The sequence below is a fragment of the Dictyobacter arantiisoli genome (assembly GCF_008326305.1).
Classification (GTDB): domain Bacteria; phylum Chloroflexota; class Ktedonobacteria; order Ktedonobacterales; family Ktedonobacteraceae; genus Dictyobacter; species Dictyobacter arantiisoli.
This window is the reverse complement of sequence record NZ_BIXY01000054.1, coordinates 35,204-49,216: the sequence shown is the minus strand read 5'-3', so window position 1 is coordinate 49,216 and position 14,013 is coordinate 35,204. Positions and strand designations below refer to the sequence as shown.

The 14,013-nt window shown below is 51.8% G+C and carries 12 protein-coding genes; 3 read left to right on the top strand and 9 right to left on the bottom strand.

Annotated elements, in window-relative coordinates:
• Positions 1–352 (top strand): hypothetical protein (locus F1593_RS29000; RefSeq protein WP_216368898.1); only part of this gene is annotated, 352 nt, incomplete at its 5' end.
• Here the strand turns inward: F1593_RS29000 and F1593_RS17430 are convergent.
• The 3 genes from F1593_RS17430 to F1593_RS17420 all read right to left on the bottom strand — a co-directional run bounded on the left by F1593_RS17430 (position 334) and on the right by F1593_RS17420 (position 2,990).
• Complete coding sequence (locus F1593_RS17430; protein ID WP_149402842.1) at positions 334–783, bottom strand: hypothetical protein; 450 nt, start codon at positions 781–783, stop codon at positions 334–336. The genes F1593_RS29000 and F1593_RS17430 overlap by 19 nt on opposite strands.
• A 342-nt stretch (positions 784–1,125) precedes the next feature.
• Positions 1,126–1,854 (bottom strand): N-acyl homoserine lactonase family protein, encoded by a 729-nt coding sequence (locus tag F1593_RS17425; RefSeq protein WP_149402841.1) that lies wholly within the window; start codon positions 1,852–1,854, stop codon positions 1,126–1,128.
• 47 nt (positions 1,855–1,901) lie between these two features.
• Positions 1,902–2,990, bottom strand: coding sequence for a dipeptidase (locus tag F1593_RS17420; RefSeq protein WP_149402840.1), 1,089 nt, complete (start codon positions 2,988–2,990; stop codon positions 1,902–1,904).
• 692 nt (positions 2,991–3,682) lie between these two features.
• Between F1593_RS17420 and F1593_RS17415 the strand changes: the two genes are divergently transcribed.
• Entirely contained in the window at positions 3,683–5,143 is a 1,461-nt protein-coding gene (locus tag F1593_RS17415) for an RICIN domain-containing protein (protein ID WP_172632204.1), read from the top strand.
• Between the two features lie 70 nt (positions 5,144–5,213).
• Here F1593_RS17415 and F1593_RS17410 read toward each other — a convergent pair whose 3' ends face one another.
• The 5 genes from F1593_RS17410 to F1593_RS17390 all read right to left on the bottom strand — a co-directional run bounded on the left by F1593_RS17410 (position 5,214) and on the right by F1593_RS17390 (position 11,752).
• Entirely contained in the window at positions 5,214–7,166 is a 1,953-nt protein-coding gene (locus tag F1593_RS17410) for an alpha/beta hydrolase family protein (RefSeq protein WP_172632203.1), read from the bottom strand.
• Positions 7,167–7,505: 339 nt separating this feature from the next.
• Positions 7,506–8,417: a CPBP family intramembrane glutamic endopeptidase gene (locus F1593_RS17405; protein WP_149402837.1), complete on the bottom strand. Its 912-nt coding sequence runs from the start codon at positions 8,415–8,417 to the stop codon at positions 7,506–7,508.
• Between the two features lie 384 nt (positions 8,418–8,801).
• Positions 8,802–10,031, bottom strand: a complete 1,230-nt coding sequence (locus F1593_RS17400; RefSeq protein ID WP_149402836.1) for a cytochrome P450 — start codon at positions 10,029–10,031, stop codon at positions 8,802–8,804.
• Between the two features lie 43 nt (positions 10,032–10,074).
• Positions 10,075–11,508 (bottom strand): NAD(P)/FAD-dependent oxidoreductase, encoded by a 1,434-nt coding sequence (locus F1593_RS17395; RefSeq protein ID WP_149402835.1) that lies wholly within the window; start codon positions 11,506–11,508, stop codon positions 10,075–10,077.
• Entirely contained in the window at positions 11,498–11,752 is a 255-nt protein-coding gene (locus F1593_RS17390) for a ferredoxin (protein ID WP_149402834.1), read from the bottom strand. Before F1593_RS17390 ends, F1593_RS17395 begins: the two co-directional genes overlap by 11 nt.
• A 367-nt stretch (positions 11,753–12,119) precedes the next feature.
• Here F1593_RS17390 and F1593_RS17385 point away from each other — a divergent pair, with 367 nt between their 5' ends.
• On the top strand, positions 12,120–12,611 hold the full coding sequence (locus F1593_RS17385; protein ID WP_149402833.1) for an arsinothricin resistance N-acetyltransferase ArsN1 family A: 492 nt from the start codon (positions 12,120–12,122) through the stop codon (positions 12,609–12,611).
• A 306-nt stretch (positions 12,612–12,917) separates the two neighbouring features.
• Here the strand turns inward: F1593_RS17385 and F1593_RS17380 are convergent, their stop codons facing one another.
• Positions 12,918–14,003: an ABC transporter permease gene (locus tag F1593_RS17380; protein WP_149402832.1), complete on the bottom strand. Its 1,086-nt coding sequence runs from the start codon at positions 14,001–14,003 to the stop codon at positions 12,918–12,920.
• Between the last annotated feature and the right edge of the window lie 10 nt (positions 14,004–14,013).

The window sequence follows — 14,013 nt, the reverse complement described above, 5'->3', positions numbered from 1 at the left end:
ATTTGAACCCAGGTTTGTTCCACTAGATAACATCTCGATCTGTGAATCTTGGCGCTGGTTCACCTCCTATTTTACCTCCTTTTCATCGTTCCGGGTGCTCCGCAGGAGCATGGACTATTTGAACCGTATTGGGCTGCCACCCCTGCACCCCGCATTCACTCTAAAAGACAAAGACCCAGATGATCTGAAAAGCAATGCTCATTCGCGGCGCAGACGTGAGGCACCAGCAGCAACCAGTGCCAGCGCAATGGTACATCTAATTCCGCGCCCGCCACCGGTCACCGGTCACCACAGCAACCTGACCTGCCAGGGGTTTCATTGCATCAAATATCTTCATCTCACACCATCCTGAAAAATCTCCATCGCAACCGGCAGCATCTTGCTCTCCTCATAGATCACCCTGCTGCGCAAAAAGATAAAGGTGGTAGAGAATGTCAGTATCAGGCCAAATCCCAACGCACCCCAGAAGAGAGGCCAGAAGGGTGCTATTCCTTGCGTGAGCCAGACGACCAGAAAGATCGCCCCTTCCAACAACCCACCAGCGATCAAGAGCGTCAAAATAAAGGTTAACAACGCATAAAAAATATAGCTGAACAAGAGCAAAATTCCATCAAACTTCCCCAATATAGCGGGCTGATCCTCTGCCATATGGCGTAGCTTACGATAATGGATCTGAAAAAAGGAGACGGCCATCAAAATAACAACAGCCAATAGGACAGCACCCACTATTTCTAGCGTGGATCGATGCTCAGGCCGTATAAATATACTCATGTCGGGCAACATATGCACACTCCATATGCAAACGCATGATCAAATCAGCGAAAAATAATCGAGCATCCTGCCCTGCATATTTGCTGGCACGATGGTACACTACCATCCATTGTAGTATTTCTAGCATCTGCTGGCAATTACCCCTTCCAAATTGGCCCCTTGCCTGGTAATGAAGGCCCGATCCCTTGCGGTCGTGCTCCGTTCATCGTACGACCCTGCCCCTCTTAACTCTCCTACTCCTTCTACCTTTCCAGGAGAGTGCCCGACCGCAAGAGACAATACTGCTCAAAGAACGAGAATCATGGTGGAGAAGTGTAGGTGCGCACCTACATCCCTTCCCAGCATTTGCAGCTATTACTTGTAGTAGGCCGGGGCTTTTTTGAGGGTCTGCCACTGGAGACCGTCGTGGCCGAAGACGACCAGCGCCACATGCTCACACTCGACGAGATTCAGGAGTTTGCGGGTGCTGGCACGCAATGGCTCCTCGTTCTCAAATGCCCATGCTTTGCGTTCCGGTGTGAAAAAACACTGGAACATGACGGCATCGATCACCAGTAATACGGGGCCGGTCTGAGGCAGGCGTACCAGGACGGATTGATGTCCGGGCGCATGTCCGCTGGTTTCGATCAGCGTCAGTCCAGGAATTAACTCGCGGTCTCCATCAATCAGTCGATAGCGCAACTCTGGATGATCCCAGTGTGGGCGCGCACCTGCGTAACGAGGATGTCCACTCCGGGCCAATTCATAATGTTCACGCTGGACGATCAATTCCGCCCGCGTAAAGGCATCGTGATAACCTGCATGGTCTATATCGAAATGGGTACAGATGAGGGTATCGATATCCTCAGGGCGCAGGCCAAGCTCAGCCAGTTGTGCGAGCACGTTTTTTTCGGTCATGGCTGGCGATACACCTGTCGAATTCTCAGAGTCCGCCGGAAACCCACTATCGATCAGGATATTCTTGCCATCACTGGTCTGAATGAGGTAACATCCAGCTGATCCTGGCATCGGTGGATCGGTTGGGAAGGTCGAGGTACCCAACTGCATGAGATAGAGTCGCTGTGGAGTCGCATTGTTGTTCATTAGCACCGAACCTTTCTTATACAAAATGTTTCTTCCCGATTCTCTTGTTAGTGCCATGTTTTACTCAGGACACGTAGCCAGTTTTCATGAGTCAGCTTACGTAAAGCAGCATCGTCATAGCCATGCTCACGTAGCGCTGCAACAAGCTCAGGTAATCCCGCGGCATCCTTCAATGCTTCAGGCATCGTCGTTCCGTCATCAAAATCCGATCCGAAGCCTACCCCCTCAATATCTAGATGCTCGACAAGATAGTCAATGTGGCGCACGATGAGATCCAATGGCGTGTCGGGATCAATATTTGCGTCTGGCCGTAGATCCGCCACATCAAAGTTGAGTCCAACCAATCCTTGCGAAGCTTTAATCGTATCCAATTGATAATCCGTCAGATTGCGTGTTGAAGGACAGAGGGCATGGACTGCTGCATGCGTGACGATCAGCGGCGCCTCCGAGAGGCGTGCCACATCCCGAAAGCCCTGCTCGTTCAGATGGGCCAGGTCAAGCATGATGCCCAGACGGTTACAAGCGCGCACCAACTCACATCCCAATGACGTCAGACCCGGTCCTGTATCAGGAGAAGCAGGGAATTTGAAGGGCACTCCATGCCCAAAGGCATTGGGACGGCTCCAGACAATGCCCAGCGAGCGCAATCCCATCTGATAGAAATCATACAGGGCATCAAGTTGTGGATGTGGATCAATCGCCTCCGCGCCCTCAAAATGCAGGATGATAGCCATGATGCCTTGTCGGAGACAATCTATAATCTCAGCCACGGTACGCACAACTTTGATTTGTCCCTCTGACTCAGCCTCCAGATGAAACAGGTGTGCCATAACATCAAGCGTCACCTGCTGCGCATAGAGCTGATCTAGCACCGGAAAGGGATAAACTTCATAGCCATTCTCTCCAATCACCAGATTTTCTTGCATAAGTTGGGCCTGCCTGGGATCAGGAGCAAAAATGGCGAAGAAGCCGCCAGCAAATCCGCCACGCTTCGCACGCGGCAGATCCAGATGTCCCAGCTTGCTTTCGATAAGGAAGTTCCGACCTCCTCCAGTCTCAGCAGCCTCTAAAGAGCTCAATCGACTTAATGTATCATTATGCCCATCCAGGATGGGAAATGGATTTCTCGCAGCCATTTATTTTATTCCTCTCGCTTAGAGTGTGTCGGACTCCCATGCTCTCCACGATCTCTGTGTATGCGTTTTCGCACCTGCGGTGCTCAAACAATTTATATTGTATGTTGCTGTAAATGTGCATAGCACATTTACAGCAACATACAATATAAATGGCGCAGGCGCGTCGGCGCCTGCCAACAGGTGAGCAGCAAGATCCCGCTGGTACTGGGAGTCTGGTCTCCTTTAGAAACTATGTTCTTATCATATCACGCTTATTCAGCATTGGCAATCCTATAGCATCTAATAAAATATTAGATAGATAAATCCATATATTTATATTTATATATCAAACAAAAGCTTTTTATTAACCTGCATGCTATAATATATAATTACATGTATTTACTGCTTGTATAATAACCTTCAATAGGGATGATGGTAGCTGCTATGGCTATCAGCGCCTTCATCCTCTGACAATTTCGCCAGCGTGGATGGTTATAGGAAATCTTCTTTGCGCTGGCGTTGACAGGGCGAATAATCGATGGTACTGTTGTTGAAGATGCTATTGTTGGCTTTTTTAGCAATAGCACGCCTCATCCTATGCAGGTGCCCCTTTATAGAAGTAACATGGCTGTTATTGATTCGACAGGTGCCGCTGGATGCTACTTTTGCTGTTATCCTCTCTATCAACGAAGAGAGAAAGGGGAACGGATTCCATGTCTCTACGACGTTTACCACTCAAAACTCTGAAGGTGTCTCGCTGGATACTGGTTTTTCTCCTGGCACTGCTTCTCTGCCTGATCCGCACGACCACACCGACCCTGGCTGCTACCACACGCATCGTGCCTGGCACGCCCTGGAGCGATAGTAGCGGGCGCGAGATTCAGGCCCATGGGGAAGGCATTACGCAGGTTGGCTCAACCTATTACTGGTTCGGTGAAGACAAGACCAATGAGTCATCTGGCAATGCCTATTTCCAAAATGTACCCTGCTATTCATCCACTGATCTGGTCCATTGGACATTCGTACAGAATGTTTTGACAAAGCAGAGTAGCGGTGATCTCGGTCCGAACCGTATCATCGAACGCCCCAAGGTGATCTACAATGATTCTACCCATCAGTATGTGATGTATATGCATGTGGATACCAGTAACTATGGCGCGGCACTGGTCGGGGTCGCCACCAGTTCCAGTATCTGCGGCACCTACACCTATCATGGCAGCTTCCAACCGCTCGGCAACCAGAGCCGCGATATGGGACTCTTTAAGGATAGCGATGGCACGGGCTATCTGCTGACCGAAGATCGCGCCAATGGCCTGCGCATCGACAAGCTATCAGCAGACTATCTAAGCGTGGTAAGCTCGGTCGCCCTATTCGCCGATTATGAGGCACCGGCGCTCTTTCGCGCTAATGGGCGCTATTATCTGCTGGCCTCCCATCTCACTGGATGGAATACCAACGATAATCAGTACACCAGCGCGACCTCACTATCCGGCCCCTGGTCGGCCTGGAGCAATTTTGCGCCGAGCGGCACCAATACCTTCAATTCTCAAACCACTTTTGTACTGCCCATCACAGGCTCACAGGGCACCACATACATCTACATGGGTGACCGCTGGAATCCTGCTGACCTGGGTGATTCTCCCTATGTGTGGCAGCCCATCCAGTTCAGCGGCAACAATCTATCCATTAGCTGGCACAATAGCTGGTCCCTCAATGTCGCCGCTGGCACCTGGCAGGATCAAGGGACGGCCTACTATAAACTGGTCAACCGCAACAGTGGCAAAGTCCTGGATGTATCCAATGCTTCCACCACTGCCGGGGCCGCTATAGACCAATGGACCGATAATGGTGGCGCAAGCCAGCAATGGAATCTCTCAGCCCCCGGCTATGGCTTCTATGATAATCTCATCAATAATCATAGCGGACAGTTATTGGATGTCGCCAATGGAGCCACCACCGATGGCGCAGCGGTCATCCAATGGACCAGCAATGGCGGCAATAACCAGCAATGGAGCATTGTATCGGTAGACAATGGCCTCTACTATAAACTGGTCAATCGCAACAGCGGCAAAGTATTGGATGTCGCCAACAACTCAACCGCTGCTGGTGCCAGCGTGGATCAATGGACTGATAATGGTGGCAGTAACCAGCAATGGAGCCTCATCCTGATCTAACCTTCGCACAATACAGGATTACAGGAGAGATGAAATGGTATTCATCTCTCCCTTGCCTGCACCGCTATTTTTACATAACATAAGCTTCAAACCAGCGCAACTGGCGTTCAGTGGTGTCACGCACGTGGTCACGCTCACTCACACCATGGCCCGCACGGGGATAAATCACGCATTCAACCGGCACATTGCGTTCGCGCAGGGCACGATAGAAAGCATACGCCTGCGCGACCGGGACACATGGATCTTCCTCTCCATGCAAGATCAAGGTCGGCGTCTTGACCCGTCCGGCGAAGGTGATGGGTGATGCGCGATAATAGGCTTCGGGATGTTCCAGAGGATCAGCAGCCATCAACATGCTATCGGCATCGGGAGTATTGGTCTGGGCATGCATGTTCAGCCAATCTGAGATACCAGCACCCATCATAGCGGCTTTGAAGCGATCCGTTTGTGTCACAGCCCAGGCTGCCAGATAGCCACCATTGCTCCAACCACCAATCGCCACCCGATTGCCATCTACCTTGCCCTCTCGCACCAGATACTCTACGCCACTCAGGATATCCTGGAGATCCTTGCCGCCCATATCGCCGAGCACGGCATCAGCAAAGGCCATGCCCTGGCCCCAGCTTCCGCGATAGTTAGGACGAAAAACAGCATAGCCAGCCGCCAGAAATATCTGATCCCAACTCGCCCAATAATCGCATTCAGCACCGGAGGGGCCGCCATGCACATCTACATAGAGCGGCGGCAATTCACCTGCCTGTGCAATGGGAGGGACTGTAAAGAGGCCATCAACCAGTTGTCCATCCTCACTCTTGTAGCGGATGCGCTCTGATTGCACCCGAGGCAACACTTCCACGGCCAATGTATTCAAGTGTGTCAGTTGCCGCCATTCGATCCGTGTAGGCAGGTTATCCTCAAGAATCAGGTTGCCAGTCCAGACATCGCGTGGCAACTGCGCCCCCGAATGGACGGTTGCACAGCTAAGATGATTCGGTGTGAGCCAGAGGGACGGCTGATCATCCTGCATGACAAAATCTGTGTCCAGCAGCCTGATTGTACCGTCCTGGCTATCGAGCAGGCCAATCTGATGCGTGACGTGCTTCACCATCGCAAAGAGCAAATGACGGCCATCAGGGAACCAGCTACACCAGGCCGGGCTGCCATCAATCCCAGGAGTCAGATTGCGCACCTGCTGCGTCGCCAGCGTGACCGCGTAGATATCGCTCACGCCACGTCCTGGATCACTCCAGCTACCGGACAGAAAAGCAATCTGTGTACCATCGGGCGACCAGGCCAGGGCACGCGCTGGCAATTTGAGGGATGTGAGCTGGCGTACCGCGCTACCGGAGGCCGCCACGGTCCCAATCTGTCCATGATACCAATCGTTCTCTTCAGGTCCGTGGGCGTAGTAGAGAGCCAGAGACTGACTATCAGGCGACCAGACATATTCCATCACCATGATATCGCGGGGCGTGACAGCTTCAGGGAGAGCCTGCTCGGCACGTACGGTCCAGAGACGCTGATAGCGTGCCGGGGCCAGTACTTTAGGATCACTCTTTGGCTCCTCGCCCTCCAGGGAGAGAAAGGAGATCCGGCTACCGTCGGGGGACCAGGCCAGATTGCTTACGCCGTTGGGCAGCTTACAGATCAGCTTTGCTTCGCCCCCTTCGGCTGAGATGATATGCAATTGGGGTTTTTCCTTCTCGCCCTCTGCCTGCGTCACAAAGGCCAGTTGCTTGCCATCCGGGGACCAGCAGGGAGAAGTTTCGTCGCGCTTACCACTGATAAGTGGATGGGCCTCTTTGCTGCCATCTGTCTCTGCAAGCCAGATACGCTGACGTTTTTTCTGCTCGTCCGGTGCCCGTTCAGAGACCACAATGGCTACGCGCTTCCCATCATTGCTGAGGACAACATGGACTGGATTGCGCATGTCCAGCACCACATCCAGCGTCGCCAGGGCGCGTGTGATAGCCGGGGTATTGGTTATCTCGCTTGTCGAGGTCGAAGATTTAAATACGCTCAAGATATTCCTTCCTTCCTGGAACAATAAAGTAGTTAGCATATATTCTTTTTCATATACGCTAACTACTATACTATATGGAAGGTTAGGCTTAGAAATCCTTGAGGCGTTGCGCGATGCCTGCGACGGCGATCAAGCCGAGCAGCGGGAACAGGATGGCGCTGAGCACTGTGTAGAGATTCAGGCTGCCTGCTTCAGTTTCAGGGAAAGTGATACTTTCTGCTGATCACACATCCCCTGAAGCAACTTCTAATCTCCACTACAACGACAACACCATTATAAGCCATAATAGTTACATCACTTGCGATGCAGATATATCCATCCAAATGATCTATAAAGCACTCAGATTAATCGATCAAGTGCTGGTGAGTCAGGTAGAGACGGTTCTGTTTCACGCAAGTAGCGATCGTAGGAGAGCCGTCCTCGGGTGGCAATTATGATAATAAGTGTAAATACGAATAAAATGATATAAGTCATTATTTGATTCACTAACGTATTGGCAAAAGCTGGAGCTAAGGAGCCGCTTGAATTAATAGATGCATGTAGTAGCATTACCAGGAATAAGCTGCCGCCAGTACGATTGGAGACCCAGGCAAAGACGATAGAGAGCGCCGATGTTGCAACGATAAATGTTAGCATAGCGGTACTAATCCCAACAAAGCCTGAACCAGCCCCGTTATAACCTGGAATGAAGAACAGGGGCAGATGCCAAAATCCCCAGAGGACTCCAAGCAAAAGGCTTCCTCGCAATGGACCAAGGCGTTGCTGCAAACGAGGTAGCGCAAAGCCGCGCCAACCTGGCTCCTCCAAAAATGGCCCCCCAAGAAAGAAGACCCCGATATAGGTGATAGGATAGAGCGGCAACCCTGAAAGCAGAGCTGATATACTTCCAGCCATGAGCATAGGAACAAGCACAAGCAGCAGAGGAATACCAACAAACACCAGTAGATACCAGAATGCACCAACACGCCAACGAATATAACGGCGTAGCAATTTACCAATCCCGGCCCGGCCATCAATTGCCGCTGTCATGATGAACGACGAACCTGTTGGCCCAAGACATAGAAGAACCGCAAACCAGAGAGGTAGAGCAGCGTGATGTAATAAGAGGATGTAGGTAAAGCCTATACTCCAGGTTATGATGTACGCTATCAGAAAATAGCACCAGAGCGGGTGGCGCCGCATAATTGACAACAGCCACGGTACATTGGTAGATTGATCCTCAGATAGCATTGAAGAGCTTCCTTGTTGCATAAAAAATTTCCTTTATCTCCTATATTAGAAGCAAGGGCATCTGCCAATAAGGTACTATCCTTACTCGTTTCTGTCTATGAAATAAGGATAGTATCGAGGTATGACAGTTTGTTGCCAAAAATGTGACGATTGTGTGTCAGTTGCAAGGAGCGATGTGTGAAGATCAGGCACCTGAAAAATTAGTAGATATTACGATACAAAGCGATAGCCACTGCACAACCTTAGGCTGCTGACAGTTTGGACAAGCAGTGATACAAGGAGTTGCCGCCCCTTGCATCCCCGCTCTGGTCCCTTCAAATGAACTTTGACGAAGCACTACGTTTCCCGGGATTTTTATTACAAAACAAGCACTTTATGTTTGAAAATGCTGGTTTTGCTGCTGTCCTATGGTTTGATGCCGTCGACGTCGACGAGGAGATGGCGTGGGCCGCGTAACACGGCACTCTGGCGATAGGGTGGCGGATCAACCACAAGACGTGGATTAATCAGGCGTCGCGCCAGGGCGTTGAGCGCGATCTGTACTTCTACGCGGGCCAGGGGCGCGCCAAAACAGTAGTGGATGCCACTGCCAAAACCGAGATGCTGGTTGTCTTCACGATCTGGGATGAAGCGGTCTGGCTCGTTGAAACGCACAGGATCACGGTTCCCGGCGGCTATCATCAAGTAGACGGGAGCTCCTTTGGGAATCGTGACTCCATCAATGGTGATGTCGGCAAGGGCGGTACGCTGTGAGTTGAACTGCACTGGTGGCTCGAAACGTAACGTCTCCTCGACGAGTGGGATGATCAGATCTGGCTCGTGGCGCAGACGTTCGAACACGTCGGGATTGCGTAAGAGGGTCAGAGTTCCGTTGGTGATGAGATTTACGGTCGTCTCATGCCCGGCAATTAAAAGTGTAACAGAGGAACTTACAAGCTCCTCTTCAGTCAACCGTCCGTCCGCACTACTATCGGTGATCAGTCTGGATAACATATCATTGCCAGGCTGCTTGCGATGAACGTCTATCAGTGCACGCATATATTGGCCCAGTTCATTGCGAGCTACCAGACCTTTCGCGATCAGTTTACGTCCTTCTTCCCCGATGGCGGGGTCCAGGGAGAAGGCAATATCTTCCGCCCAGCCATGAAAGCGCTTCTCGTCTTCAGGAGGGATACCCAGCAGCTTACAGATGACGTCTACCGGAAAAGGATAGGCATAGTCATCAACAATGTCGATCTGCTTACGATCCTGCATGCGATCCAACAGGCCATTCACATACTTCTCCAGATCCCCTCGCATATTGTCGATCATGCCGACTGTATGGGGAGGACCAAATTGTCGTGTGAGCATGCGGCGCAAACGATCATGTTCGGGCGGATCAGTGCGAATAAACGCAGGTGAAATTGAGCTCTGCGCGACAGCCTGCTGCTTTGGATCATCAGGCGGGCGAGCACGAATATCTGAGCTGAGCCGTGGATCATGTAATAACTCGGTGATCAGGCGATAGCTACTGACCGCATAATTGCCGTCCTCATCCCCTAGCACAGGAGTCTTGCGCATCTCCGCATAGAGTGGATAAGGATTTGCTCGATGAGCATAGTCGTTAACCTGCTGGAATAAACTCTTTCCGGCCATAATCTCATCCTTCCTTCCTTCCTTCCTTCCTTCCATTATGCCATTATGCCTTCCCGCCTGACTCTACCGTTACCGGCGTCATAGGTGGCTCTTCAAGGTACGTTGCGCAAATTTCATCTGGCGCATAACCGGTCAGGGCGATGGTAGGGGTTGAGGTAGGCGCGTTCGCCGCTGGAAATTTAGCGGGTACAGGATGTAAGGGTATCGGTACATCATAAGCAGGCGGAGTAGGAGGGAAGGCTGCCGCAGATGCAATCAGCCGCTCATAATAGGGAAGCCAGCGACCTTGATTGAAGCTCACCGCCGCCACCGTACGCCCCTTGTGTCCATACGCCGCCACAAAACGGTGTTGTTCCACCGATCCCTGCATAATTACCACCTGATCGGCAAAGGGTGGAAGTCCAACGGATTTGATATTAACGCCAAATTGAATCGACCAGAAGGCGGGAATGGAGATATGTGGACGCCGTTCGGCTTCAGAATTTACCATATTATGGGCTGCCGCCTCGGCCTGAGCCACTGCGTTTCCCCAGTGCTCAAGCGCGATCAATTGATAGGCATATAAAGGATGAGGGAAACGTGCCACATCTCCTGCGACAAAGATATCATCCGTGATGATACCGTTGATGTCGAAGGCACGGCAACCAGCATCACAGGCAACGCCTAATTGACCTGCCGCCAGGCGGGAACCACGCAACCATTCAGTATTGCGAATCGAACCTAACGCGATGACCGCCACATCCACATCGAGCGTACTGCCGTCGGAAAAATGGGCACGGCGCAATGTTCTCTCTGCGTCTCCCTCCAGCGCGGTAACAGTGGTATTACAGCGCAGATCCACCCCGTGCTGGCGCTGGAGATCACCCGCGATGGAGCCAATCTCGCCCCCGAGCGCACCAATCAGAGGTGAGGCACTGCGCTCAGTTACCGTCACGGTTAATCCTAAATCGCGACAGACAGAGGCCATCTCAGAACCCGTAAAACCAGCACCAACAATCAGCACATGGCGCGGTTTGGTCTCTAATTTTTGACGTAACAAGCGTGCATCATCGCGTGTACGCACCACAAAAACACCCGCCAGTCTCGCTTCATCCTCTTTCGGCCAGTGCCGGGCTCGCACACCGGTTGCGATCAGCATGCGATCAAAATCAACCGACTGACCATCGGCAAGATGAACCTCCCTGGCCCGCAAATCCAGTCCGGTAGCAGCAATCCCCAGGCGCCAATCCACATCATCAAGAGGATGCTGGCGCGGCAAGGTCGTATGTTCCGCCTCGACCCAACCGGCTAAAACCTGCTTGGAAAGCGGCGGGCGATCATACGGCTCATACGGCTCATCCCCGATCACCGTCAGGCGGCCCGCAAATCCCTCCTTGCGCAAAACCTCGGTGGCACGCAAGCCAGCCAGCGAAGCCCCCACAATCACGATACTCCCGTTCTTCTTAAAGCTCTGTAGGACATCAGCTCTATGCACCATGCCGGGCCTCCGCTTCTGACGTTCCACTCTTTACCATCTCATCCGCATGACCGTTCATGTACTCAACCATGATTGCCTGAACTGGACACGAAGCAGCAGCGCGCTCAATCTTCTCCTTCAACGCATCGTCAGGACCAGAATCATACATCAACGCCTCTTCACCAACGAGCTTAAACGACTCCGGTGCCAAAAAGCAACATTGTGCATATCCCTGACACCGATTCAGATCCACAAGCACTCGCATCTGCATATTCTCCTTCACCCAATCACCGCTAGCCGTTCTGCTTTTCACCACTCTCCATGCGGAAACATATCCCACTTTCAATCGTTGAGGGAACTGCATTCCCACCAACAGATAGCATACAACAAAAAACATTGGCAACAACATGCCCTACCACAGGCATGCTTGCTTGCTTCCAGATATAACCAATCCCCCAGAATGTGTAACGAGGTTACGAATGTATTCACCATATAGCAGAGACCTCACAACTCAAACTGCCTCTTTTTCGAGTACGTTCCTCTGTCTGCTTGACAGGGGAAATAGTAGTCTATATAATCTGAGGCTCGTTCATGGACAGAGCTCGTGAAGAGCACACAAGAAGGAGTACCATATGGAGATCCGAGAAGCGACACGTGAGGATGCAATAGCCATTGCACGCATCTATAACCAGGGAATCGAGGACCGATCAGCCACATTAGAGACACAGCTACGCACGCCAGAAGAGCGGGCCGAGTGGCTCGCCACTCGGGAGTCTCGACATCCAGTTCTTGTCGCTGTAGATAGCCAGGGGAATGTTGCGGGTTGGAGCTCGCTCAATCCCTTCAATCCTCGACCCGTCTATGATCATGTCGCAGACCTCTCTGTCTATGTCGCACGTGAACAGCGCGGACGAGGCATTGGAGATACCTTGCTGAGCGCGCTAGAAGTGCGAGCACGGGAACTTGGATATCACAAGATTGTGTTGGCTGCCTTCCCAACCAATGCACCAGGTATGCGCTTGTATGAGCGCCATGACTTCCACACGGTTGGCATCTATCATGAACAAGGCATGCTCGATGATCAATGGGTAGATGTCATTATGATGGAAAAGCTTCTCAAGTGACTATCCTTGCCCCCCTTATCGCGAAGACCCGATCCCTTGTGATCGGGTCTTCGCGATAAGGGGGGCCGCGCCCATGGGTGCGAACAGAAGCGGGATTGTTAAGGGTTGCACCCTTAACCTGGGGTTCGGGGCTGTGTCCCGGTCTCTCACCTCCCTCTCGCCGCCGCGTGCGGCGGTGAAGAAAAGAAGAAAAAGGGGTATTTGGGGACACCCCAAACCCCGGCAAAGGGCGCGCCGCCCTTTGCAATCCCGCTTGAAAAGCCTTCTGTTCGCACCTATGGTAGTATTCCCCAAATGGGATGGAAGCTATGTTACCTTCCTGGCGCGCTTCTGCTGAAAGCGACTCTGTAAGAGCACTACGATCAACAAAAAGACACCGCGAATGACGTCCTGCCAGAATGAATTGAGATAGAGTCCTCCTCCGTGATCGAGGGTATAATTATTCTCAAGTTGCAGAATTTCAACGATGGTTCCCAATAAGATGGTCCCCACCAGGGTCCCAAAGACCGAGCCCACACCTCCGGTTAACAGGGTGCCACCTACGACCGTGGCCGCGATGGCGATCAATTCCCAGCCATTGCCTTCGGTTGCCGAGCCACCATTCAGATTGATGGCTAGCAGCACACCAACCAGACCGGATAGCGCACCACTGAGCGTATACACCCAGAAGAGAGTACGTTTAACGGGCAGACCCATCAGTTTCGCGGCTTCAGGATTGCCTCCAATTGCCAGTACATAGCGCCCAAAACGGGTATAGCGCAATACAAAGATACCGATCAGAAAGGCTATCACTAATAATGGGATGGTTAAAGGGATCGGTGGATTGAAGATGCCATTTCCTAGCGTGGTGCCAGCGATGGTAGTAAAGTCACTCTTCTGATCAAGATCGATGCTGGCTGCGTTATTGATGAGTTTTAAGGCAACACCGCGTACAATATACAGGGTTGCGAGCGTAGCAATAAAGGGGGGAATGCGCATCCAGCCGACAATAAAGCCATTGACAATGCCAACCAGTGTGCCCGCAATAATCGCGGCGATCAAGGCGTAAAAGAAACCATGGGGACTGGCAAGCGCCGCCACGACACTGGCGAGCGCCGCGATTCCGCCGACGGAAAGATCAATTCCGCCGGTCATAATTACAAACGTCATGCCCAGCGCGATCAGGCCAAACTGCGCATTGAAATTCAACATGCTATAAATAGTAATCGTGTCGAAATTGTCATAGCGAATAAAACTAAAAAGCACCACAACAAACAGCGCAATCAGCGTACTCTGCTGCCTCAATATTCCTTGCACCTGGGGCAGTCGCGCTTTGAACCGTTCGATACGCGTGGGTGCGGTTGCTGGCACGGCCAGATCGCTGGTCTCTGGCTGCGATGAAACCTTTGGCATAATAGGTACA